Origin of the sequence: Rhizobacter sp. AJA081-3 (assembly GCF_017795745.1) — a bacterium.
Taxonomy (GTDB): Bacteria; Pseudomonadota; Gammaproteobacteria; order Burkholderiales; family Burkholderiaceae_C; genus Piscinibacter.
In genome coordinates this window covers 4,601,458-4,625,668 of the sequence record NZ_CP059067.1, presented here as the reverse complement: position 1 = coordinate 4,625,668, position 24,211 = coordinate 4,601,458, and the positions used below count along the sequence as shown (strand labels likewise).

Genomic DNA, 24,211 nt, shown 5'->3' with positions numbered 1-24,211 from the left:
TTCGCGCTCAGTCGGCGCGCGCCGCCAGCCCGAAGGCCGGGCTGCGCATCAGCTTGTCGATGTCGATGAGCAACAGCATCCGGTCCTTCAAGGTGACGATGGCCAGCAGCAGGTCGGCGGCGATGCCGCGGCCGATGCCGGGCACCGGTCGCAGTTGCTCCGGCGCGAGGCCGATCACGTCGCTCACGGCATCGACGACCAGGCCGAAAGCGCGGCCGGCGACCTTCAGCACGATCACCACCGTGCTGTCGTCGAAGTTGGCCTGCGCCATGCCGAGCTGCAGCCGCATGTCGATGACCGGCACGATCTCGCCGCGCAGGTTGAGCACGCCCAGCACGTGCGGCTGGGTCTGTGCGATGCGCGTCGGGGCTTCGTAGGAGCGCACCTCCTGCACCTGCAGGATGTCGATGCCGTAGTCCTCGGCACCGATGCGGAAGCTCAGGCACTCGCGGGGTCCGCAGACCTGGGCGACGGCCTGCATTTCATTCGGGGTGGTGGCGGACATGATGGTGCTTTCGTGCGCTGCGGGCCGCTCAGAAGGTTTCCCAGTCGCCGGTCGTGCCGTTGCGCGCGGCGGCCGTGGCAGGTGCAGCGGGTGCCGCGGCCGGCGCCTTGGCGCCGAAGGCCGGGCGCACGACGTTGCGGGCGCGGTTCGGGCCGCGGCGCTCGACGAAGGCGGTCGGTGCGGGCGCGGGCGAGATCGCTGCCGCCGCCGGGGCGGCCTGGCTCGCGGACGTGGGCGCGGAGGCCTCGCCGGCGGCTAGCCTGAATACCGCGACGGCCTGCACCAGGCGGTCGGCCTGGGTCCGCAGGCTCTCGGCCGCGGCGGCGCTTTCCTCGACGAGCGCAGCGTTCTGCTGAGTGGTCTGGTCGAGCTGGCCGACGGCTTCGCCGATCTGCGCCACGCCGGCGCTCTGCTCGCTGCTGGCGCTGCTGATCTCGCCCATGATCACCGAGACGCGCTGGATCGCCTGCACGATCTCGGTCATCGTCGAGCCGGCCTCGTCGACCAGCTGGGTGCCCTGCTCGACGCGTTGCACGCTGTCCTGGATCAGCGTCTTGATCTGCTTGGCCGCCTCGGCGCTGCGCTGGGCGAGCGTGCGCACCTCGCTGGCCACGACAGCGAAGCCTCGGCCCTGGTCGCCGGCACGGGCCGCTTCCACCGCGGCGTTCAGCGCCAGGATGTTGGTCTGGAAGGCGATGCCGTCGATCACCGAGATGATGTCGGAGATCTTCTTCGAGCTGTCGTTGATGCCCTTCATCGTGTCGACCACGCGGCCGACCACGGCGCCGCCTCGGGTGGCGACGCCGGCCGCGGTGGCCGAGAGCTCGTTGGCCTGGCGGGCGTTGTCGGCGTTCTGGCGCACCGTCGAGGAGAGCTCCTCCATCGACGCGGCGGTTTCTTCCAGCGCGCTGGCCTGTTCTTCGGTGCGCTGGCTCAGGTCGAGGTTGCCCTGCGCGATCTGCGTCGAGGCGCTGGCCACGCCGTCGGCGTTCTGGCGCACGTCGGACACCACCTGCAGCAGGCTGTCGCGCATGGCGGCCAGCGAGGCCATCAGGCTGTTCGTGTCGCCCGGCTTCAGGGCGATGTGCACGCTCAGGTCACCGCGGGCCACGCTGTCCACCAGGGCGGCCGCCTCGCCGGGCTCGGCGCCGAGCTGGCGGCTGATGCCGCGCACGATGAAGAAGGCGAAGGTGATGCCGAACAGCAGGCCGCCGGCGATGGCCGCGATGCTGATCGCGCGCAGCGTCGCGAAGCGCGCCTCGGCGGTCTCGTATTCCTGCTTGGCCACCTGCACCTGCAGGGTCATCAGCGCTTCGATGTGCTTGTCGACCTCGGCATACAGGGGGCGGATGGCGGCAGCTTCGAGGCGCTTGGCTTCGGCCAGATCACCCTGGCGCAGCGCAGCCAGCGTCGGGCGCAGAGCCTGATCCCCGTAGCGGGCCCGGGCCTCGGTGAAGCGCTGCGCGAGCTCCTTCTCTTCGGGCGTCAGGAAGGTCGCCGTGTAGGCGGTCCACTCCTTGCTGATCTTGGCGCTGTTGCTCTCGACCTCGCCGGCGACCTGGGCCAGATGGGCCGGGCTCGGGTCGATCAGGGCCAGCTCGATGGCGATCTGCGAGAGCAACTGGTGGTGCTGGATGTCGCCGAGCTGGGCGAGTGGCACGGTGCGGTCCTCGTAGACCGACTTCAAAGAATCGTTCGATTGCTGGGTGCCCCACAGGCCGAGCGCGCCGATGGAGGCCAGCAAGGTGCACAGCAACCCAGCGAGGACGGCCAATCGGGTCGAGATCTTCAGGTGGTTCATGGTCTCTCCAAGAGGGGCAACTCAGGCGGGTCGCCGAATCGATGGAGAAATGATAACTCTTAAAATGATATAAGTATCATATTGTAAGCGCATCTCGCGTGTGTTTTGTCACTTCTCCGCCGCTTCCCGTGCCGATTCAGCGCTCGAGCGCGAGATGGGCGCGCAGTTGCTGCCAAAGCGGCTTTGCCGCAGACCAGTCGGCTTCGGCGGCAGCGTCTTCGAGTGCGCGCGCCGCGGCGCTTGGCTCGGCGTGGCCGAGTGTGGAGAGCACGCTCTTCAGGCTGTGCGCCAGGCGGCGCAATGCGGGCGCGTCGCTGCCCTCCAAGGCGGCGTCGCCGGCGCGCAGGTCGGCGGCGAACTGCGCCCGGCAGCTGGCGCGAAAGGCGATGAAGAGGGCCTGTTCCCCGCCGAAGTGGCGTCCGATGGCCTCCTGCTCGTCGGCGCTCAGGCTGTCGTCGCCGGCCACCGCGCGCGCGGCCGATGTCGCAGCGGCGGGCGAGGCCGCACCCACGGCATCGCGCACGCAGTCCTCCAGCGCGGTCAGCGAGATCGGCTTGGACAGCTGCCGCCACACGTCGAACGTGTTCAGCCGCTGCTGCATGGCAGCAGTGAGCCCGGCGCTGAACACCGCAATGCGCGCCGCGCCGCGCTGCGCCGGGTGATCGGCCAGGTGCTGCAACAGGTCGAGCCCGGTTTCGCCGGGCATCATCAGGTCGGTGATGATCAGCGCGAACGGGCCCCGGCGCAGGGCCTCGCGGGCGGCCGCCACGCCGGGCACCTCGACCAACTCGACATCCAGTTCTTCCAGGGCCAGCGCAACGAAGCGGCGGATCGACGTGTCGTCGTCGACCAGCAGCACCCGCGGCCGGGTCATGGTGCGGGCGGCACCGCGCCGGCCTGGGGGCCCAGCGCGTGGGCCAGCAGGTCCGGCAGTTCGGCCACCAGCTGTGGCTTGTGCACCACCGGCACGCCGGCCAGCGCAAAGCTGTAGGGCTCGCGCTGGCTCTCGTCCAGCGAAGTGATGACGATCAGCCGGCTCTGCTTGAACTGCGCATGTGAGCGCAGGCTGGTGATCAGCGTGGCGCCATCGATGCCGGGCAGCAGGATGTCGACCAGCAGCACGTCGGGCTGCAGTGCACCGGCCATGGCCAGCCCGGCGAAGCCTTCATCGGCGATGTGCAGCTCGACCTGCGGAAACTTCTGCCCGAGCAGCAGGCGAACGAGGTTCTGGTAGTGCACCGAGTCCTCGATCAGCAGCACGCGGGGCGCGCGGCGCGACGAGCCGCGCTGCGCCGTCGCGCCGATCGCAGCGCCCGGCCGGATGCCGGATTGGCGCGAGGCCAGCCAACGCTCGACCGAAGCCCGCGAGATGCGCCGGTGCCCGCCGGGGGTCTTCCAGGCCTCGAGCTCGCCGCGATCGACCATCAACTGCACCGAGCGAACGGCCATGCCGAGCAGGCCGGCCACCTCGATGGTCGTGTACGGATCGGTGCTACCGGTCGAATCAGCGGTGGTCATTGTGTAATTTTGCCGGATTTCGCGCCCCGAAGCGAATCAGAGGTAAATGCTAAATATGGTTTCGATGATAATTCCGAGCAACGACACCTGAACGAGCCGGCCTCACCATGAAGAAGATCCTGATCGTCGACGACCACGCGGACATCCGCCGCCTCATCCGCATGACGCTGGAGTTCGAGGACTGCGAGATCCGCGAGGCCGCCGATGCGGTTGCCGGCTGGCAGGTGGCGTTGCAGTTCAAGCCCGACCTGGTGCTGCTGGACGTGATGATGCCCGGCGAGACCCACGGCCTGGACCTGTGCCTGGCGCTGAAGCTCGAGCCGATGCTGACCGCCACGCGGGTGATCATGCTGTCCGCGCGCGGCACCCATGCCGACCGCGAGGCCGGCATGCGCGCAGGTGCCGACGCCTACCTGGTCAAGCCCTTCAGCCCGATGCAGCTGCTCGCGCTGGTCGACGAAGAAGCGGTGGCGGCATGAACCGCGACACGCTCCCTGCCTTGTTCGACACGGGCCCGGTGCCCGAGGCGAACTGCTTCGGCGACGCCGCCGCGGCGCAGATGGAGCGCATGGTGCTCGACTTCGGCCGCATGTACCAGGAGCGCAACGAGGCGCTGCAGGAGGTGGCACGCGCCCACCACGACGCGCTGCTGCGCCTGTCGCGCGCCGCCGAGTACCGCGACGACGACACCGGCGTGCACATCGTGCGCATCGGCTACCTCGCCTGGGCCCTGGCCCTGCGCCTGGGCCAGCGCAGCACCTTCGCCGCACTGCTTCGCAAGGCCGCGCCGATGCACGACATCGGCAAGATCGGCATGCCCGACGGCGTGCTGAAGAAGCCCGGCGGCTTCACGCCCGAGGAGCGGGCGGTGATGAACCAGCATCCGGCGATCGGCGCAGAGATCCTCGGCCGCTCGCGCATCCCCTTGTTCCAGCTCGCCGCCGAGGTGGCGCTGTCGCACCACGAGCGCTGGGACGGCAACGGCTATCCGAGCCGTCTGGCCGGCGAGGCGATTCCGCTGTCGGGCCGCATCGTCGCGGTGGTCGACTTCTTCGACGCGCTGACCATGGACCGCTGCTACCGCCCGGCCTTCAGCGATGCCAAGGCCACCGAGATGCTCCGTGCGGAACGCGGCCGGGCATTCGACCCGCGCGTGGTCGACTGCTTCCTGGAGCACATCGGCGACATGATCGAGCTGCGCGACAGCGTGACCCGCAACCGCCTCGATTTCGAGGACCTCACGCAGGATGTGCCGCTGCGCATCGTGCCGCGTGACGCACACTGAGAAGACACGACATGAACACCCTCCCCCTGATCAGAACCTCCCTGGCGTCGATCGGCCTGGCGCTGGGCGCCGCCGCAGCCCATGCCGGCCCCGTGCTCGATCGCGTCAAGGCGGCGCAGTCGGTGCGCGTCTGCATCTGGCCCGACTACTACGGCGTGACCTTCCGCAACCCGCGCACCCAGCAGCTGGGTGGCATCGACGTCGATCTCTCGGCCGAGTTCGGGCGCGACCTGAAGGCGAAGATCGAGTACGTCGAGACCTCCTTCCCCAAGCTGGTCGACGACCTGAAGGCTGACCGCTGCGACATCGCCATGTTCGCCGTCGCCGTGCTGCCCGCGCGTGCCGCGCAGCTGGCGTTCAGCAAGCCCTACCTGCAAAGCGACATCTACGGCATCACGACGAAGAGCAACCGCGTGGTCCGCGAATGGGCCGACATCGACAAGCCCGGCGTGCAGGTGGCCGTGCAGGCCGGCACCTTCATGGAGCCGGTGATGGCCGCCGCGCTCAAGCAGGCCACGATGGTGGTGGTCAAGCCGCCGGCCACGCGCGAGCGCGAGCTCGAATCCGGTCGCGTCGACGTGTTCATGACCGACTTCCCCTACAGCCGGCGCCTGCTCGACAACGCCGACTGGGCGACGCTGGTGTCGCCGCCCAGGCCCTTCCACGTGCTGCCCTACGCCTACGCCGTGAAGCAGGGCGACGATGCCTGGCTGGCGCAGGTCGACGAGTTCGTCGCGCGCATCAAGCGCGATGGGCGCCTGGAGGCCGCCGCGAAGCGGCACGGCCTGGCGCCGATCGCCGTGCTGCAGCCCTGAACAAGCGCGTGCCGTGAACCCACGCGCCAGCGGCGTCCGCCCGCCCGCCGCCTTCTGGCAGCCCAGCCGCGCCGTGCCGTGGGTGGGCGTGCTGCTGGCGCTGCTGGTCGTCGGCGCGACCGCCTGGCTCGGCTGGGCCGAGCACCACGAGAAGGTCGAGACCCGGCGCTCGCGCGTCGAGCTGCTGGCGCGTGTGCTGGAGGACCATGCCACCCGCACGGTCGAGACCACTGCGATCGCGCTGGGCTCGCTGTCGGAGCTGCTGGCCACGCAGTCTGCCGGTGCCGTCGGCGAGGTGGGCCCGTTGCTCGGCCAGGCACTGGTCGGCCTGCCCTTCCTGCGCAGCCTGGCGGTCGTCGACGCGCAGGGGCAGGTGCTCACCACCACGGCGGCGCGCGATTTCGGCCGTGTCGTCGACGTGCGGGTGCTCGGCCCGTGGCCGACGGCCGATCGCGAACGGCTCGGCGGCTTCGTCGCCGGGCGCAGCCTGGCCGACCTGGCTTCCGGCAGCTCGGCCGCGCCCGACGGCGTGGGCTTCATCCCACTGCTGCGCGGCATCCAGCTGCGCGACGGCGCGGTCGTGTCGCTGGTGGCGCTGATCAACCCCGATGCCTTCTCCAACCAGCAGCAGCTGACGCTGGACGACGAACTCAGCGGCGCATTGCTCACCAGCTTCGACGGCACGGTGCTGTCGACCACCCCGTCGGTGCGCCTGGCGCCGGGCTCGCGCCTGAGAGACCACCCGGTGTTCCGCGACTACCTGCCCGCGCACGAGCACGGCAGCTACGTCGGCCGCGGCGCGCGTGACGAACCGCAGCTCGTTGCCTTCCGCGTGTCGAGATCGCGCCCGCTGGTGGTGCTGGTCGAGCACCCGATGGCGGACGTGCACGCCGCCTGGTGGGCCAGCATGCGCAGCTTCGTGGCGCTGGCGGCCGTGCTGCTCGTCTTCGTGGCCGGGATGACGCTCACCGCATGGCGCAGCCTGCGCGCGCGCGAGGCAACCCGGCAACTGCTCGACCTGGCGCAGGCCGAGGTGGCCCTGCGCGAACGCGAGCTGAGCGTGACGATCAAGAGCGTGCAGGACCTGATCTTCCGCACCGATGAGCGCGGCGCCATCACCTTCGTCAACGAGCGCTGGATGGCCATCGGCGGCGACACCGCGCAATCCGCCCTCGGCCGCCAGTTGCACGAGCTGGTGCTTCCGGAACAGCGCGACGCGGTGCGCGCGCTGTTTTCCGCCGACACGCGGCTGGCGGTGCGCCATGCGCAGGCCACCGTGCCGGGCGAGGGTGCCCTCCGCACGCGGCACTTCGACGTGGCCGTGGTGCCGCTGATGCGCAAGGATCGCATCGTCGGCTTCGCCGGCAGCGCGGCCGACGTCACCGGCCGCGTCGTCGCGCAGCAGAAGCTGCAGACGCAACTCACCATCTCGGCGCTGATGCTGGAGATCAGCCCGCTGCCCTTGTCGATGCTCGACACGCTGGGCCGCTACCTGAGCGTCAACCAGGCCTGGGAAGACTTCACCGGCCGGCGCCGCGAAGACGTCATCGGCCAGGCTGCGGCGAGCTATCTGCCGCCCGAGGAGGCGGAGATGCATGCCGCACGCGACCGCGAGCTGCTGGCCAGCGGCGGGCGCATCAGCTACGAGGCCAGCGTGATGCATCGCGACGGCTCGCGCCGCGACGTCATGCTGATCAAGGTCGCTGTGCCCGGCGACGACGGCGGCCCGTCCGGCATCCTGACCGTGCTGATGGACGTGAGCGAGTTCCGCGCCGCCGAGCGCGCCACCCGCGACGCGCGCGACGTGGCCGAGGAGGCCTCGCGCGCCAAGACCGAGTTCATCGCCAACATCAGCCACGAACTGCGCACGCCGCTGCAGTCCATCCTCGGCTTCTCGGAGCTGGGCATGGTGCGCGGGCGCCAGCACGAGAAGCTGGCCTCGATGTTCACCGACATCCACAGCTCCGGCCAACGCATGCTGGCGCTGGTCAACGACCTGCTCGACGTGTCGAAGATCGAGAGCACCGTGGGCACCTTCCACCTCGAGCGCACCGACCTGCGCACGCTGGTGCGCGAAGTGGCGCGCGAGATCGACCCGCTGCTGGCCGGCCGCCAGCTCACGCTGGCGCTGGCGCTGTCGGAGCTGCCGCTGGTGGCCAAGGTCGACCCGATGCGCTTCCAGCAGGTGCTGCGCAACGTGATCGCCAACGCGATCAAGTTCTCGCCCTTCCACGGGCGCATCGACGTGAGCGGCGAGACCACGGCCGCCGGCGAGATCCACCTCGCGGTTCGCGACCAGGGCCCGGGCATCCCGCCCGAAGAGATCGAGCGCGTGTTCGAGGCCTTCGTGCAGTCCAGCCAGACCAAGGACGGCTCGGGCGGCACCGGCCTGGGCCTGGCGATCTGCCGCAAGATCCTCGAAGCGCACGGCGGCCGCATCCATGCCGAGAACCTGGCCGGCGGTGGTGCGGCCTTCCACATTCACGTGCCCGCGCGCGCGAGTGCCGAGACGGCGCCGGTGCCGCTGTAGGCGGCCGCTGATTCCGAGTTCACGCGGACTTCACGGCGGCTTCGTCGCGCCATCGCGTGGACTGGCCACAGTGCGGGGCATGCCCACGCACATCGATCGCCTCTCCTTCGAACTGCGCGCCAACGTGCTGCGCCTGCGCCGCGCTGCGGCCGACTGGCTGGCGGAGCGCCGCGAAGATTCGCCGCCGCGTCTGCCGGATATCCAGCCGGTCGATGCGCCGCAGTATCGTTTCGCCTTCGTGCTCGCCGAGAACGAGACGCCGCTGTGGACGCAGCGCAGTGCCGACGAATGGCCGCTGACCGCCGGCAAGGTGCACAACCTGCGACTGGCCGCCGCGCGGCTGGATGGCCTCGTGGTGCGCGCTGGCCAGGTCTTCAGCTTCTGGCACGCGGTGGGCCGCGCGACGCGCCGGCGCGGCTTCGTCGCCGGGCGCGAACTGCGCGAGGGCTGCATCGTGGCGCGCACCGGCGGTGGTCTGTGCCAGCTCTCCAACGCGCTGTATGCGGCAGCGCTCGATGCGGGCGCGGGCATCGTCGAGCGCCATGGGCATTCGCAGGTCGTGCCCGGCTCGGCGGCCGAGCAGGGCCGCGACGCCACGGTGTTCTGGAACTACCTCGACTTGCGCTTTCGCCTGCCGGTGCCCTTCGAGATCGAGTCGCGGCTCGACGCACAGCGCCTGGTGGTGCGGCTGCGCGGCCTGTCGCCCCTGCACCGCAGCCGCGCGATGCTGCCCTTGCTGCCGCTGCGCGGCGGGCCCTGCCACGGGGAGCCGCACGACTGCCTGGCCTGCGTGCAGCGCCGCTGCGTCGAGCGCATCGAGCCGGTGGCGGGCGGGGGACGCACGGCCACGCTGGCGGCGCATGCTCCGTCCGGCCTGGCACGCTGGATCGGCGAGCGCGGCGATGCCGATGCCCGCGCCCGGAAGTGGGCAGCGACCCTTGGCCCGCAGGTCGATGCCCTGGTCGTGCCCATCGATCGCCTGGCCGCGCTGCAGCGTTGCGGCGCGCTCGGCGGGCGGCGCATCACGGTCGTGGTGACGCGGCTGCCGCTGGCTCTGCAGCGCCGCCGCGGCGAGCCGATTGCGCCGCGTGCCGCGGCCGAGCAGGTGGCGCTGCACGGTGCGCAGCGGCTGCTCGCGGCCTGCCCCGAAGTGGCCGCGAAGCTGCGCCGCCACTTCAGCGCGCCGGTCGAACTGCAGTCCGATGGCACCGCTATACTGGCAACACAGCGCTGATTTGTTCCGGCTTGCGAGCGCTTTATAAGTACAGCTAAAGACAGGACGCCCACCCGGTGTTCCGCTTTGGCGGCGCCGGGTGTTTTCTTTGGGGCGTCATGGGATCGCTGGGCCACGTCCAACCGCAATCGATGACTTTCGACGAGCCGCTGCCGCTGCAAAGCGGCGCGCAGCTCGCGAACTACACGATCGTCTACGAGACCTACGGCAGGCTGAACGCGCAGCGCAGCAACGCCGTGCTGGTGTGCCATGCGCTGAACGCCTCGCACCACGTCGCCGGCACCTACTCCGACCAGCCGAAGAGCGAAGGTTGGTGGGACAACCTCGTCGGCCCCGGCAAGCCGCTGGACACCGACCGGTTCTTCGTCATCGGCGTCAACAACCCCGGTTCGTGCTTCGGCTCCACCGGGCCGATGCACGTGAACCCGGCCACCGGCCGCATCTATGGCGCCGACTTCCCGGTGGTCACGGTGGAGGACTGGGTCGACGCGCAGGCGCGCCTGCTCGACCGCATGGGCATCCGCCAACTCGCCGCGGTGCTCGGCGGCAGCCTGGGCGGCATGCAGGCGCTGAGCTGGTCGCTGCGCTTCCCCGACCGGCTGCGCCAGTGCATCGCGGTGGCCACCGCGCCCAACCTGTCGGCGCAGAACATCGCCTTCAACGAGGTCGCAAGGCGCGCCATCATCACCGACCCCGAGTTCCACGGCGGCCACTTCTACCAGCACGGCGTGGTGCCCAAGCGCGGCCTGCGCGTGGCCCGCATGATCGGCCACATCACCTACCTCTCCGACGACGCGATGGAGCAGAAGTTCGGCCGCAACCTGCGCGCCGCCGAGCTGGGCTACTCGACGCAGGAGATCGAGTTCGAGATCGAGAGCTACCTGCGCCACCAGGGCGACAAGTTCAGCGAGTACTTCGACGCCAACACCTACCTGCTGATCACCCGCGCGCTCGACTACTTCGACCCGGCGCGGGCCTTCGGCGGCGACCTCACGCGCGCCTTCGCCGGCGCCACCTGCCGCTTCCAGCTGGTCAGCTTCACCACCGACTGGCGCTTCTCGCCGGCGCGCTCGCGCGAGATCGTCAAGGCGCTGCTCGACAACCGGCACCGCGTCAGCTACGCCGAGATCGCCGCGCCGCACGGCCACGATGCCTTCCTGCTCGAGGACCCGCGCTACCACGGCGTGCTGCGCGCCTGCTTCGACAACCTCGCGAAGGAGGTGCAGGCATGAGCGAGCGCAAGGACATGGAGTTGATTGCGGAACTGGTGCCGAAGGGCTCGCGCGTGCTCGACCTCGGCTGCGGCCGCGGCGAGCTGCTGGCCTACCTGCAGGATCAGCGCGGCTGCACGGGCTACGGCATCGAGATCGACGACGGCAACGTGCTCGCCTGCACGCAGCGCGGCGTCAACGTCATCCAGCTCAACCTCGAGGAAGGCCTGGCGATCTTCGGGGACAAGAGCTTCGACGTCGTGCTGCAGCTCGACACCCTGCAGCACCTGCGCAACACCGAGAAGATGCTGCGCGAGACGGCGCGCGTGGGCCGCATCGGCGTGGTCAGCTTCCCGAACTTCGCGCACTGGCCGAACCGCCTGCGCGTGGCCGGCGGCCGCATGCCGGTGACCAAGGCGCTGCCCTACGAGTGGTACGACACGCCGAACATCCGCGTGGGCACCTACGCCGACTTCGAGGTGCTGGCACGCAAGGACGGCCTGACCATCCTCGATTCCTTCGGCATCCAGGCCGGCGAGATCGTGCGCGCCTGGCCCAACCTGCTGGCGAGCGTGGCCGTGTTCAAGTTCGAGCGAGGCTGATCGAAAAAACGTATCCTGCGCGCTCCCCGAAGAACACCCAGGAGAAGCGCATGAAGATCCGTTCGATCGCGTTGGCTGCCGCCGTGCTGATGGCACCGCTTGCGCAGGCCGGCGCACCGCAGGTGCAGACCCAGGCCCCCGGCTACTACCGCATGATGCTCGGCGACTTCGAGGTCACCGCGCTGTCCGACGGTACCGTCGGCCTGCACGTCGAGAAGCTGCTGCAGGGCACGACGCCGAAGAAGGTCGAGTCGGCGCTGGCCAAGTGGCGCCTCGGCCTGCCACTGGAGACCTCGGTGAACGGCTACCTCGTCAACACCGGATCGAAGCTGGTGCTGATCGACGCCGGCGCCGGAGGCCTGTTCGGCCCGACGCTGGGCAACCTGGTCGCCAACCTGAAGGCCTCGGGCTACACGCCGGAGCAGGTCGACGAGATCTACATCACGCACATGCACCCGGACCATGTCGGCGGCCTCGCTGCCGACGGCAAGATCGTCTTCCCGAACGCCGTGGTGCGTGCCGACCAGGCCGATGCCGACTTCTGGCTCAGCGCCGCCAACCTCGAGGCCGCGCCGAAGGAATCGAAGGGCTTCTTCCAGGGTGCGCAGGCCTCGCTCAAGCCCTACGTCGATGCCGGAAGGTTCAAGGCCATCAGCGCCGACGAGGAACTGGCGCCCGGCATCAAGGCGGTCGCCACGCATGGCCACACCAAGGGCCACCGCAACTATGTGGTCCAGAGCAAGGGCCAGAAGCTGGTGCTGTGGGGTGACCTGATGCACGTGGCCGCGGTGCAGTTCGCCACGCCGGCGGTGACGATCGCCTTCGACACCGACCAGAAGGCCGCGCTCGCGCAACGCCGCAAGGCCTTCGCCGAGGCGGCGAAGCAAGGCTACTTCATCGGCGCCTCGCACCTGTCCTTCCCCGGCATCGGGCACCTCAGCGCGCAGGGCGCGGGCTACAGCTTCCAGCCGACCAACTACACCACGTCGCTGAAGAAGTGAGCCCGCGGCAGCGGCAGGGCGCTCTCAGGACGTGGCCCAGCCGCCGCCCAGCGCGCGATACACCGACACCAGCGCCGACAGGCTGCCCTGCTGCGCCTGCACCAGCGCGTCGCGCGCCGCCAGCAGCGTGCGCTCGGCGTCGAGCACGGTGAGGAAGTCCGACGCGCCGGCCTCGTAGCGCACGCGCGCCAGCCGCGCCGCCTCGGCCGCCTCGCGAGCCGCGTTCTCCAGCCGCGCCGCCTGCTGCACGCTGCGCGTGTACGAAGACAGCGCGCCTTCGGTCTCTTCGAGCGCCAGCTGCACGGTCTGCTCCCACTGCACCAGCGCCTGCTGGGCACGCGCCTCGCTCGCGCCGATGCGATTGCGCAGCCGGCCGAAGTCCAGCGCCGTCCAGCTCAGGCTCGCGCCGAGGTTGGTGTTGCGCCCGGCGGCGTCGAACAGATCGGCCATGCGCGTGCTGGTGAAGCCCAGCAGCCCGACCAGGCTGACGCGCGGATAGAGGTCGGCGCGCGCGACGCCCACGTTGGCCGTGGCCGCGGCGAGCTGCCGTTCGGCGAGGCGGATGTCGGGCCGGCGTTCGAGCAGGCCTTGCGGCGTGCCGGCGGCCAGCGCCTCGGCGTTCGCGGTCGGCAGGCTGGGCATTGGTTTGGTGTCCGCAAGCAGCGCCAGCGTCGCGCGCGGGTTGCGGCCGGCCAGCGTGGCGATGCGCAGCGCGCTGCGCTCGATCGCACCCTGCAGTGCCGGGATGGTCGCCTCGGTGCTCTCGACCAGCGCATTCGCGCGCGCCACGTCCAGCGGCGTGCCGCGGCCGAGGTCGGCGCGCGAATGCACGATGCGCTGCGACTCGCGCTGGTTGACGAGCGACTCCTGCGCCACCACGAGCCGCTGCTGCAAGGCGCGCAAGGCGACGTACTGCGTGGCCAGCTCGGCGCCGACGAGTCGCTGGGCGGCGGCCACGCCGGCCTCGCCGGCCTGCACCTGGGCTGCTGCTGATTCGCTGGCGCGGCGCGTGCGGCCGAAGAAGTCCAGTTCCCAGTTGAAGCTGGCCGACACGGTGGCGTAGTTGTCGATCGGGAAACCGATCTGATTGCCGCGGCCGGCGCCGGCACCCAGGCCCAGCGTCGGCAGCCGGCCGGCATCGGTCTCGCCGGCCAGCGCGCGTGCTTCGCGCAGGCGCGCCTGCGCGAGCCGCACGTCGGCATTGGCGGTCACGGCATCGGCGAGCAGCGTGTCGAGGACCGGGTCGCCGAAGCCGCGCCAGAACGCGGCGGCCGGTTCGGCGTTGGCCGCGGGCATCACGAACGCGGGTTCGACCGGGGCGGCCGGCGCGCGGTAGTCCGGCCCGGCGGCGCAGCCGGCGAGCAGGGCCGCGGCGGCCAGCGTGGTCAGGGTCAGGCGCTCACGCATGGTCGCCTCCGTGCAGCAGGGCCACCGCCTTGGCGTGCGCCGCGGCGGCGCGCCGCTTCTCGGTGAGCCGGCGCAGCACCACGTAGAACACCGGCGTGAGGAACAGGCCGAAGAAGGTCACGCCCAGCATGCCGGAGAACACCGCGATGCCCATTGCGCGGCGCATCTCGGCGCCCGCGCCGGTGGACAGCACCAGCGGGATCACGCCGGCAATGAACGCGATCGAGGTCATCAGGATCGGCCGCAGCCGCATGCGCGTGGCATGCACGATGGCGTGCATCAGCTTCTCGCCTTTTTCTTCCAGGTCCTTGGCGAACTCGACGATCAGGATGGCGTTCTTGCAAGCCAGTCCGACCAGCACGACCAGCGCCACCTTGGTGAAGATGTTGTTGTCGCCGGGCGCGCCGAGCAGGCCGCTGATCCACACCCCGGCCATCGCCGAGAGGATGCACATCGGCACGATCAGGATGATGGCCAGCGGCAGCGTCCAGCTCTCGTAGGTGGCTGCAAGCACGAGGAACACCAGCAGCACGCACAGCGGGAAGATCAGCGCCATGGTGTTGCCGGCGATCTTCTCCTGGTAGACCAGCTCGGTCCATTCGTAGCCCAGGCCGCGCGGCAGCGTCTCGGCGAGGATCTTCTCCATCTCCGCCTGCGCCTGGCCCGAGCTCACGCCGGGCTTGGGCGCGCCGTTGATGTCGGCCGAGAAGAAGCCGTTGTAGCGCGTCACCGCGCCGGGACCGAAGGCGGGTTGCACCGTCATGATCGCCGCCAGCGGCACCATCTGGCCCTTGTTATTGCGGATCTTCAAGCGGCCGATGTCCTCGGCCTTGGCGCGGAAGTCGGCGTCAGCCTGCACGATGACCTGGAAGGTGCGGCCGAAGCGGTTGAAGTCGTTGACGTACAGCGAGCCCAGGTAGGTCTGCATGGTCTCGTAGACGTCGGTCAGGCTCACGCCCATCTGCTTGGCCTTGGTGCGGTCGACGTCGGCGAACAGCTGCGGCACGTTGATCTGGTAGTTGCTGAAGAACTGCGTGATGCCGCCGTCCGGGTTGCCGTAGACGCGCCCCATCAGCTGCTGCACCACGCCCTGCAGCGCGCCTTCGCCGAGACCGGCGCGGTCCTGGATCTGCAGCTTGAAGCCGCTGGCGTTGCCCAGCCCGTTGACCGGCGGCGGCGAGAGCACGAACAGGAAGGCGTCCTGGATCGCGCCCAGGCGCATGTTCACCTGGCCGACGATGGCGTCGGCACTGAGCTCGGGCGTCTGGCGCTTCTCGAACTCGTCGAGGCCGAAGAACACGATGCCGGCGTTCGGCGCGGCGGTGAAGCCGTTGATCGACAGGCCGGGGAAGGCCACCGAGTCCTTGATTCCGGGCACGCCGGTGGCGATGTCGGACAGGCGCCGCATCACCTCGGTCGTGCGCTGCAGGCTCGCACCCTCGGGCAGCTGCGCGATGCCGATCAGGTACTGCTTGTCCTGCTGCGGCACGAAGCCCGGCGGCACGCGCAGGAACAGCAGCACGGCCGCGCCGAGCAGCACCGCGTAGATGACCAGCGAGAGCACCTTTCGCTTGGCCACCACCGTGGTCACGCCCTGCGAGTAGCGTTCGCTGCTGCGCTTGAAGACGCGGTTGAACCAGCGGAAGAAACCGCCGAACAGCGCGTTCATCGCGCGCGTCAGCCGGTCCTTGGGCATGTCGTTCGGCTGCAGCAGGATGGCGGCCATCGCCGGCGACAGCGTCAGCGAGTTGAAGGCCGAGATGACCGTCGAGATGGCGATCGTCACCGCGAACTGCCGGTAGAACTGGCCTTCCAGGCCGCTGACGAAGGCCAGCGGCACGAACACCGCGCACAGCACCAGGCCGATGGCGACGATCGGGCCCGAGACCTCCTGCATCGCGTGCACCGCGGCGTCGCGCGGCGACAGGCCCGCCTCGATGTTGCGCTCGACGTTCTCGACCACCACGATGGCGTCGTCGACGACGATGCCGATCGACAGCACCAGGCCGAAGAGCGTGAGCGTGTTGATCGAGAAGCCGAGGGCCAGCAGTACGGCGAAGGTACCGACGATGGACACCGGCACCGCCAGCAGCGGGATCACCGAGGCGCGCCAGGTCTGCAGGAACACCACCACCACCAGCACGACGAGCAGGATCGCCTCGACCAGCGTGGAGACGACCTTCTCGATCGAGGTGCGCACGAAGCGCGTCGGGTCGTAGACGATCTGGTAGTCCACGCCGGGCGGGAAGTTCGCCTTCAGCTCCTCCATGGTCGCGCGCACCGCGCTCGACAGCGCCAGCGCGTTCGAGTTCGGCGCCTGGAAGATGCCGATCGCCGCCGCTTCCTTGTTGTTCAGAAGCGAGCCCAGCGCATAGGTGTTCGGGCCGAGCTCGACGCGGCCGATGTCCTTGATGCGCACGAGCGAGCCGTCGGCGGTGTCGGCGCTGACGATCACGTCGGCGAACTCCGCCTCGCTGGTCAGCCGGCCCTGCGTGTTCACGGCAAGCTGGAAGTCGGTGTGGCCGGGCGAGGGCGGCGCGCCGACCACGCCGGCGGCGACCTGCGCGTTCTGCTCGCGCAGCGCCTTCACCACGTCGGCCGAGGTGAGGTTGCGTGCGGCGAGCTTGCCCGGGTCGAGCCAGATGCGCATCGCGTAGTCGCCCGAGCCGAAAGTCAGCACGGTGCCGATGCCGGGGATGCGCAGCATCCGGTCGCGCACGTTCAGCGCCGCGTAGTTGCGCAGGTACAGCGCGTCGTAGCGCTGGTCCGGCGAGACCATGTGCACCACCATGATGAAGTTCGGCGAACTCTTCTCGGTGGTCACGCCGATCTGCCGCACGACCTCGGGCAGACGCGGCAGCGCGCGGTTGACGCGGTTCTGCACCTCGGTGGCGGCGACCTCGGGGTTGGTGCCGATCTTGAAGCTGATCGACAGCGTCATCGAACCGTCGGCCGAGGCCTGACTGTTCATGTACAGCATGTTCTCGACGCCGTTGATCTGCTCTTCCAGCGGCGTGGCCACCGTCTCGGCGATCACGCGCGGGTTGGCGCCGGGGAACTGCGCACGCACCACCACCTGCGGCGGCGTGACCTCGGGGTACTCGGAGATCGGCAGCCGCTGCAGCGCGATCAGGCCGACCAGGAAAATGAGGATGGACAGCACCGCCGCGAAACGCGGCCGGTCGATGAAGAAGCGTGAGATGTTCATGTGCTGCGCCTCACGCCTTCTTCGGCGAGGCGCCCTTGGCATCGCTGGCCGGCGGCGTGGGCGCGGGGGCCGAGCCGGGAGGCGGCGGGGGCGGCGGCTCGACCGGCATGCCCTGCGCATCGACGGCCAGCACCTGCGCGTTCAGCGGCGCGCCGGGGCGCACGCGCTGCAGGCCGTTGACCACCACCAGCTCGCCGGCCTTCAGGCCGCTCGTGACGACGCGCATGCCGCCGTCCAGCGGACCGAGCTGCACCTCGCGGAACTGCGCCGTCTTGTCGGGGCCGACGACGAACACGTAGCGCTTGGTCTGGTCGGTGCCGATGGCGCGCTCGGGCGTGAGCACCGCGCCGGTGGCGGTGCCGCCGCCCAGGCGCAGCTTGGCGAACAGCCCCGGGGTGAAGCGCCGGTCGCGGTTGTCGAACACCGCGCGCATGCGGATCGCGCCGGTGGCCGGGTTGAGCCGGTTGTCGACGAAGTCGACGGCGCCGGCATGCGGGAACCCGCTCTCGTCGGCCAGGGCCATTTCGACCTTCGGCGTGGCGTTGAGCTTCATCTGCGCGCGCGTGCGCAGGAAAGCCTGCTCGCTGACGTCGAACCAGGCATGCACCTTGTCCTGTGCGACCAGCGTGGTCAGCACCGGCTCACCCACGCCGACCAGGTTGCCGGCGGTGACGTTGGCGCGCGACGCGCGGCCGGCGATCGGCGCGCGGATCTGCGTGTACTCGACGTTCAGCTTCGCGGCCGACACCGCAGCTTCGGCGGCGCGCACCACGGCAGCGGCGTTGCGCACGGCGGCCTCGGCCTGGTCGGCTTCCTGCTGCGAGACGGCCTTCTGCTCGAGCAGCTTCTTCGAGCGCGCGAGCTCGCTGGCGGCCAGGCCCTCGGCACTGCGCGCCGCGGCGAGCTGCGCTTCCAGCCGGCTCAGTTCGGCAGCAAAGGGCCGCGCGTCGATGCTGAACATCAGCTCGCCGCGCTTGAGCTCCTGGCCGTCACGGAAGTGCACGCGCTGCAGCGTGCCGGCGACGCGCGAACGCAGCTCGACCGTCTCGACCGCCTCGAGGCGGCCGCTGAACTCGTCGTACAGGGGCACGTTCTTGCTCACGGCCGGCGCGGCGGACACCGGCGGGGCCATCGGCGGCCCGCCCTGGGCCTGGCTCGGGCCACAGCCGCTGAACAGGGTGGGGGCGGCAAGGGACAGCGTCAACGCGAGTGCGCGGGCACCAGGGTTCATGGCCTGACCTCGAATGGCATGTCCAGCGCGGCCTCATGGGCCGCGGGACGGGTTTCACAGGGGGTGCACGGGGGGCGAGCCGGTGGGCTCGGCGTGCTCGAGACTTCTTGACGAATGCTAACCAAACGCCCGCAAGTCTGCAGGCGAGCGCTCGGTCCGAGCTGCCGTCAGATCTTCGCGATCGGTGTCAAAGAGGCGAATTCGCCGTCGCGCTTGGCCTTCCAGGCGGCGATCGCCTCGGCCATCTCGGCGGTGTCGAAGATCGCGCTCTGCAGCACGGCCATCTGCGCCAGCGCTGCGGCGGTGCCGTGGTCGCGGGCGTGGTTCAGCGCCATCTTGCTGCCGGTCACGGCGAGCGGCGACTTGGCAGCAATCTGCTTCGCCAGCGCCATGGCATGGTCGAGCAGCGCACCGGCATCGGGCAGCACGGCGTTGACCAGCCCGACCTCGAGCGCGCGCTTCGCATCGATGCGCTCGCCGGTGTAGGCCATCTGTCGCGCCACGCCGGGTGGCACGATCTTGGCCAGTCGCTGCAGCACGCCCAGGTCGGCCATCATGCCGATGTGGATCTCCTGCACGGTGAAGAAGGCATCGGCCGAGCAGACGCGGATGTCGCAGGCGGTCGCGAGGTCGAGCGCGCCGCCGATGCAGCCGCCCTGTACGGCGCAGATCACCGGGAAGCGCGCTTCGTCGAGTGCGCTGAAGCAGTCGATCAGGCGGCGCAGAGACTCCTGGAAACTCAGCCGCGCGCGCGGCGTGCTGGTGTCGAGCATGCTCATCAACGCGCCGATGGCTTCGCGCTGGGCCTCGCCGTTCGGGTCGCGCCGATCCGTCGCCGGGGCAGCCGCGGGCTGGGGAGAGCCGGCGAACACATCCAGCGCCATGCCGGCGCTGAAATGCTTGCCGCTCGACGACACCACCAGCACGCGCGTGCTGCCTTCGTCATGCAGCGCGCGGACCGCGTCTCGCAGCGCGGGGAAGAAGTCCGGCGCCATGGTGTTCAATCGCTCGGGCCGGCACAGCTGCAGGTGGGCGATGCTGCCGTCGCGCTGCAGCTGGAAGTACTCGTTCATGGGAACTCCGGGGACAGCCCATCAGGCTAACGCGGCACCGCCACTTGTCAACCCCGATGGTCAGCCTCGGCTGCCTACACTGGTGCCATGAGACCCAACCTTTTCACCGCCGACGGCCTGCCCCTGCACCTGCACGAATGGCCGCATCCCGCCCCGCGCGGCACCGTGCTGCTCGTGCACGGGCTGGGCGAGCATGGCGGGCGCTACGCCCATGTCGCCGCGCACCTGAATGCTTGGGGCTGGCGCGTGCTGGCGCACGACCACCGCGGCCACGGCCGCAGCGGCGGCGAGCGTGGCCGCATCGCCAGCGACGACGCGCTGCTGCGCGACCTGGCGCTGGTGATCGACGCAGCCCGCGCCGGTTCGCCCGGGCCGCTGCTGCTGCTCGGCCACAGCATGGGCGGCTTGATCGCGGCGCGCTTTGTTGCCGAGGGACTGCAGGCCGCGCCGGCGGCCTGGTTTCGCGAGGTCGATGGACTGGTGCTGTCGTCCCCCGCCCTGCGCATCGGCATGAATGCATTCCAGAAGCTGCTGCTCGCCACGCTCGGCCCGCTGGCACCGAACCTCGCCGTGGCCAACGGGCTGGATCCCGCCTGGGTGTCGCGCGACCCGGCCGTCGTGCGAGCCTACGTGGCCGACCCACTGGTGCACGACCGCATCACGCCGCGCCTGACGCGCTTCATCGTCGACGGTGGCGACTTCGTGCGCGGCCTCGCGCCGCGCTGGCGCGTGCCGACCTTGCTGATGTGGGCCGGCAGCGATCGTTGCGTGGCGCCGAGTGGCAGTGCCGAGTTCGCTGCGGCGGCGCCGAAGGCGGTGCTGCAATCTCAGGTGTTCGAACCGCTGTTCCACGAGATCTTCAACGAGCCTGAGCAGGCGCAGGTGTTCGCGCGCCTGCAGGCCTGGCTGCAGCAACATCCTTGAGCCAGTTCTACACTCGCTGCTCCGCCCCCGCCTGGAGCCCGCCATGAACGCCCGCGACCCGCTGCTGCCCTTGCAACCCGACGAAGCCACCGCGATCGCCGCCTTCGCCGCGCAGGCCTGGGACGAGGAGATCGTCCCGGCGCTGACCGACTACATCGCCATTCCGGCGAAGAGTCCGATGTTCGATGCCGACTGGCAGGCCAACGGGCACATCGAACGCGTGGTGCGCGATGCGGCGAGCTGGGTCGAGGGCCAGAAGATCGCCGGGCTGAAGCTCGAGGTGGTGCGCCTGCCCGGGCGCACGCCGGTGATCTTCTTCGAGGTGCCGGCCACGCGGGCGGGCAGCACCGACACCATCTGCCTGTACGGCCACCTCGACAAGCAGCCCGAGTTCAACGGCTGGCGCAACGACCTCGGCCCGTGGACGCCGAAGTACGAGAACGGCCTTCTCTATGGCCGTGGCGGCGCCGACGACGGCTACGCGGTCTATGCCTCGATCACCGCCATCGCCGCGCTCGACAAGCAAGGCATCCCGCGGCCGCGCTGCGTCGGCGTGATCGAGAGCTGCGAAGAGAGCGGCTCGTTCGACCTGCCCGCCTACATCGACCTGCTGCGCCCACGACTGGGCAACGTGGCGCTGGTCGTGTGCCTTGACAGCGGCGCCGGCAACTACGACCAGCTCTGGCTGACCACCAGCCTGCGCGGCAACGTCACCGGCACCTTGCGCGTGGAAATCCTCACCGAGGGCGTGCACTCGGGCGACTCGAGCGGCCTGGTGCCGTCGAGTTTCCGCATCCTGCGCCAGGTGCTCGATCGCCTGGAGGATTCGAAGACCGGCAACCTGCTGCCGCAGGCCTTCCACTGCGAGATCCCGGCCGATCGGCTGGAGCAGGCGCGTGCCACCGCTGCCATCCTCGGCGACGAAGTGTGGAAGCGCTTCCCCTGGGCCTGCGGCGCCGATGGCGGCCCGACCCTGCCCACCACCACCGATCCCACGCAGGCGCTGCTCAACCGGACCTGGAAGCCGACCCTGAGCGTGACCGGCGCCGACGGCTTCCCGGAGCTGAAGAACGCCGGCAACGTGCTGCGCCCCCATACCGCGTTCAAGCTCTCGCTGCGCCTGCCGCCGCTGGTCGACGGCAATCGCGCCGCCGCCGAACTCAAGGCGCTGCTCGAAGACAACGCCCCGTACAACGCCCGTGTGACCTTCGCCGCCGATGGCCGCGTCGGCGCACAGGGTGCCAGCGGCTGGAATGCGCCGAGCCTCGCACCCTGGCTCGACGACGCGCTGAACGCGGCATCGGGCGCTCACTTCGGTGCACCCTGCGGCTACATCGGCCAGGGCGGCACGATCCCGCTGATGAGCATGCTGCAGCAGGGCTTCCCGAAGGCGCAGATGATGGTCTGCGGCGTGCTCGGCCCGAAGAGCAACGCGCACGGGCCGAACGAGTTCCTGCATGTGCCGTACGGCAAGAAGCTGACCGCAGCGGTCGCACAAGTGATGGCGGCCTGCCCGTAGTCGCGGGTTTCGTGGCGCTCGACACATCAGCGGTGTTTTCGCTGCGTTGATCGGGGTGCTGTGGCGGTGTCGGTGCGGCTCTAATCGAGCCTGATCTTCCAGACACCTCCGATGGCCGCGACCCCGCCCCCCATCCTCGCCGAGCCGGGCACCGACAACCGGCGCCTCGTGCTGATCGCTGTCGCAGTGACGGCACTGCTTGCCGTGCCGATCGGCATCTCGGTGGGCATGTCCTGGGTCGACCTGCCGTGGTCGAACGTCGAGCCGGTGAAGGCCGCGCCGGACTGGGTCAATCTGCCGCAGGTGCGCGCCACCACGGTCGACGGCACGGTGGTCAAGGCGCGCGTGGCGCTGGACGTGCCGGGCGCCGTGGCCAAGAACACCATCCAGCGCAACACGCAGCAGGTCGGCTTGCTGCTGGAAGTCAGCATCGCGCAGCAGACGCGCGAACAGATCGGCTCGCCCAAGGGCATCACGCGCCTGTCGGACGACATGCGCGAGCGGCTCAACGCCTACCTCGGCGGCGAGGGCGACGAGGCCGCGGTGAAGTCGGTGGCGATCCAGGACCTGCTGGTCAAGCCCCAGTGAACGTCGGCCGGCGGCCCGCCGCGGCGCCACCGTCTGCCGGCGACAGTCCGAGCATCGAACGGCCTACCGCCTCGGCCACCTCGATGCCGTCCACCCCCGCGGACATGATGCCGCCGGCATAGCCCGCGCCCTCGCCCGCCGGGTACAGCCCCTTCACATTCAGGCTCTGCCAGTCGCGACCGCGCGTGATGCGCAGCGGCGACGAGGTGCGCGTCTCCACGCCGGTGAGCACGGCGTCGGGCATCGAGAAGCCCTTGATCTGCCTCTCGAAGGCGGGCAGCGCCTCGCGGATCGCCTCGATCGCGTAGACCGGCAGGCTCTCGCGGCCGCGCTCGCCGAGGTCGGTCGGCCGCACGCCGGGCGTGTAGGAGGGCAGCACGGATCCGAATGCGCTCGAGGCCCGGCGGGCGATGAAGTCGCCGACGCGCTGGCCCGGCGCGTCGTAGTTCTCGCCGCCGAGTTCGTAGGCCCGTGACTCCAGCGCCCGCTGGAAGGCGATGCCGTCCAGCGGATTCACCGGCCCGTCGGAGCGGCTGTCCTGGCGATAGTCTTGTGCCGAGATACCCACCACGATGCCGGCATTGGCGTTGCGCTCGTTGCGCGAGTACTGGCTCATGCCGTTCGTGACCACGCGGCCCGGCTCCGAGGTGGCGGCCACCACCGTGCCGCCGGGGCACATGCAGAAGCTGTAGACCGAGCGGCCGTTCTTCGCGTGGTGCACGAGCTTGTAGTCGGCCGCGCCGAGCAGTGGGTGGCCGGCGTTCGGGCCGAAGCGCGCGCGGTCGATCAGCGACTGGGGGTGCTCGACGCGAAAGCCCACCGAGAACGGCTTGGGCTCCATGAACACGCCGCGCTCGTGCAGCATCGCGAAGGTGTCTCGCGCACTGTGGCCGAGCGCGAGCACGACATGATCGGCGTCGATCTGCGTGCCGTCCGCCAGCGCGACGCCGCGCACCTGGCCGGCCTCGATGCGCAGGTCGGTGACGCGCTGCTTGAAGCGCACCTCGCCGCCCAGCGACTCGATCTCGGCGCGCATCTTCTCGATCATGCCGACCAGGCGGAAGGTGCCGATGTGTGGCTTGCTCACGTAGAGGATCTCGTCGGGCGCGCCGGCCTTGACGAACTCGTTGAGCACCTTGCGCGTGAGGTGGCGCGGGTCGGTGATCTGGCTCCACAGCTTGCCGTCGGAGAAGGTGCCGGCACCACCCTCGCCGAACTGCACGTTCGACTCGGGGTTCAGTTCGCGCCGGCGCCACAGGCCCCAGGTGTCCTTGGTGCGCTCACGCACGGCCTTGCCGCGCTCGAGCACGATCGGGCGCAGGCCCATCTGCGCCAGGATCAGCGCGGCGAACAGGCCGCAGGGGCCGAAGCCCACGACGATCGGCCGCAGCGGCTGGCGCGCGGCGAAGTCCGCCGGCGCGTGGCCGGCGAAGCGGTAGCGTGTGTCGGGCGCTGCGCGCACGTGCGGGTCGCCCGCGTGGCGTGCCAGCACGGCGGCCTCGTCGTCGACCTCGCAGTCCAGCGTGTAGACGAGCACGATGTCGCTCTTGCGGCGCGCGTCGTAGCCGCGGCGGAACAGGGTGAATCCTCGCAGCGCGGCGTCGGCAATGCCCAGCCGTTCGAGCACGGAATGGCGCAGCGCGGGCTCGGGGTGGTTCAGCGGCAGTCGCAGTTCGGTGATTCGCAGCATGTCGGTGGTTTCGGCAGGCGGCGTATTGTCGGCCCGCCAACGACAAAGGCCGCCCGAAGGCGGCCTTGT

20 protein-coding genes are annotated in these 24,211 nt (G+C 70.1%); 11 read left to right on the top strand and 9 right to left on the bottom strand.

The annotated features are described in order from the left end of the window. Positions 1–7: 7 nt before the first annotated feature. The 4 genes from HZ992_RS21980 to HZ992_RS21965 form a co-directional block, all read right to left on the bottom strand. On the bottom strand, positions 8–505 hold the full coding sequence (locus tag HZ992_RS21980) for a chemotaxis protein CheW (protein ID WP_209383921.1): 498 nt from the start codon (positions 503–505) through the stop codon (positions 8–10). A 28-nt stretch (positions 506–533) separates the two neighbouring features. After that, positions 534–2,306, bottom strand: coding sequence for a methyl-accepting chemotaxis protein (locus HZ992_RS26070; RefSeq protein WP_209383920.1), 1,773 nt, complete (start codon positions 2,304–2,306; stop codon positions 534–536). 136 nt (positions 2,307–2,442) lie between these two features. After that, positions 2,443–3,180, bottom strand: a complete 738-nt coding sequence (locus tag HZ992_RS21970) for a response regulator (protein WP_209383919.1) — start codon at positions 3,178–3,180, stop codon at positions 2,443–2,445. Then, positions 3,177–3,824: a response regulator gene (locus tag HZ992_RS21965; protein WP_209383918.1), complete on the bottom strand. Its 648-nt coding sequence runs from the start codon at positions 3,822–3,824 to the stop codon at positions 3,177–3,179. Before HZ992_RS21965 ends, HZ992_RS21970 begins: the two co-directional genes overlap by 4 nt. A 107-nt stretch (positions 3,825–3,931) precedes the next feature. Between HZ992_RS21965 and HZ992_RS21960 the strand changes: the two genes are divergently transcribed. From HZ992_RS21960 to HZ992_RS21925, 8 genes are all read left to right on the top strand, one after another. Then, positions 3,932–4,303: a response regulator transcription factor gene (locus tag HZ992_RS21960; protein WP_209383917.1), complete on the top strand. Its 372-nt coding sequence runs from the start codon at positions 3,932–3,934 to the stop codon at positions 4,301–4,303. Further along, entirely contained in the window at positions 4,300–5,109 is an 810-nt protein-coding gene (locus tag HZ992_RS21955; protein ID WP_371816760.1) for an HD-GYP domain-containing protein, read from the top strand. The genes HZ992_RS21960 and HZ992_RS21955 overlap by 4 nt, the downstream gene beginning before the upstream one ends. 11 nt (positions 5,110–5,120) lie before the next feature. Then, positions 5,121–5,924: a substrate-binding periplasmic protein gene (locus HZ992_RS21950; RefSeq protein ID WP_209383916.1), complete on the top strand. Its 804-nt coding sequence runs from the start codon at positions 5,121–5,123 to the stop codon at positions 5,922–5,924. A gap of 13 nt (positions 5,925–5,937) precedes the next feature. Further along, positions 5,938–8,454 (top strand): ATP-binding protein, encoded by a 2,517-nt coding sequence (locus tag HZ992_RS21945; RefSeq protein ID WP_209383915.1) that lies wholly within the window; start codon positions 5,938–5,940, stop codon positions 8,452–8,454. A 79-nt stretch (positions 8,455–8,533) separates the two neighbouring features. Next, complete coding sequence (locus tag HZ992_RS21940; RefSeq protein ID WP_209383914.1) at positions 8,534–9,688, top strand: VanW family protein; 1,155 nt, start codon at positions 8,534–8,536, stop codon at positions 9,686–9,688. A gap of 98 nt (positions 9,689–9,786) precedes the next feature. Then, entirely contained in the window at positions 9,787–10,920 is a 1,134-nt protein-coding gene (locus tag HZ992_RS21935; protein ID WP_209383913.1) for a homoserine O-succinyltransferase MetX, read from the top strand. Further along, on the top strand, positions 10,917–11,501 hold the full coding sequence (gene metW / locus HZ992_RS21930; protein WP_209383912.1) for a methionine biosynthesis protein MetW: 585 nt from the start codon (positions 10,917–10,919) through the stop codon (positions 11,499–11,501). The genes HZ992_RS21935 and metW overlap by 4 nt, the downstream gene beginning before the upstream one ends. Positions 11,502–11,551: 50 nt before the next feature. Further along, positions 11,552–12,502, top strand: coding sequence for an MBL fold metallo-hydrolase (locus tag HZ992_RS21925; protein WP_209383911.1), 951 nt, complete (start codon positions 11,552–11,554; stop codon positions 12,500–12,502). Between the two features lie 24 nt (positions 12,503–12,526). On the opposite strand, the gene HZ992_RS21920 is transcribed toward HZ992_RS21925, so the two are convergent. The 4 genes from HZ992_RS21920 to HZ992_RS21905 all read right to left on the bottom strand — a co-directional run bounded on the left by HZ992_RS21920 (position 12,527) and on the right by HZ992_RS21905 (position 19,421). Next, positions 12,527–13,909 (bottom strand): efflux transporter outer membrane subunit, encoded by a 1,383-nt coding sequence (locus tag HZ992_RS21920; RefSeq protein ID WP_209383910.1) that lies wholly within the window; start codon positions 13,907–13,909, stop codon positions 12,527–12,529. After that, entirely contained in the window at positions 13,902–17,117 is a 3,216-nt protein-coding gene (locus HZ992_RS21915; RefSeq protein WP_209383909.1) for an efflux RND transporter permease subunit, read from the bottom strand. The genes HZ992_RS21920 and HZ992_RS21915 overlap by 8 nt, the downstream gene beginning before the upstream one ends. Before the next feature lie 10 nt (positions 17,118–17,127). After that, entirely contained in the window at positions 17,128–18,348 is a 1,221-nt protein-coding gene (locus HZ992_RS21910) for an efflux RND transporter periplasmic adaptor subunit (RefSeq protein WP_209383908.1), read from the bottom strand. Between the two features lie 167 nt (positions 18,349–18,515). Further along, positions 18,516–19,421, bottom strand: a complete 906-nt coding sequence (locus HZ992_RS21905) for an enoyl-CoA hydratase-related protein (RefSeq protein WP_209383907.1) — start codon at positions 19,419–19,421, stop codon at positions 18,516–18,518. Positions 19,422–19,508: 87 nt separating this feature from the next. Here HZ992_RS21905 and HZ992_RS21900 point away from each other — a divergent pair, with 87 nt between their 5' ends. The 3 genes from HZ992_RS21900 to HZ992_RS21890 all read left to right on the top strand — a co-directional run bounded on the left by HZ992_RS21900 (position 19,509) and on the right by HZ992_RS21890 (position 22,452). Then, positions 19,509–20,345 (top strand): alpha/beta hydrolase, encoded by an 837-nt coding sequence (locus HZ992_RS21900; RefSeq protein WP_209383906.1) that lies wholly within the window; start codon positions 19,509–19,511, stop codon positions 20,343–20,345. Positions 20,346–20,388: 43 nt separating this feature from the next. After that, positions 20,389–21,864, top strand: coding sequence for a M20 family metallopeptidase (locus tag HZ992_RS21895; protein WP_209383905.1), 1,476 nt, complete (start codon positions 20,389–20,391; stop codon positions 21,862–21,864). A 111-nt stretch (positions 21,865–21,975) separates the two neighbouring features. After that, on the top strand, positions 21,976–22,452 hold the full coding sequence (locus HZ992_RS21890; RefSeq protein WP_209383904.1) for a flagellar basal body-associated FliL family protein: 477 nt from the start codon (positions 21,976–21,978) through the stop codon (positions 22,450–22,452). Here the strand turns inward: HZ992_RS21890 and HZ992_RS21885 are convergent. Then, on the bottom strand, positions 22,439–24,142 hold the full coding sequence (locus HZ992_RS21885) for an NAD(P)/FAD-dependent oxidoreductase (RefSeq protein WP_209383903.1): 1,704 nt from the start codon (positions 24,140–24,142) through the stop codon (positions 22,439–22,441). The two genes, HZ992_RS21890 and HZ992_RS21885, sit on opposite strands and share 14 nt — an antisense overlap. Between the last annotated feature and the right edge of the window lie 69 nt (positions 24,143–24,211).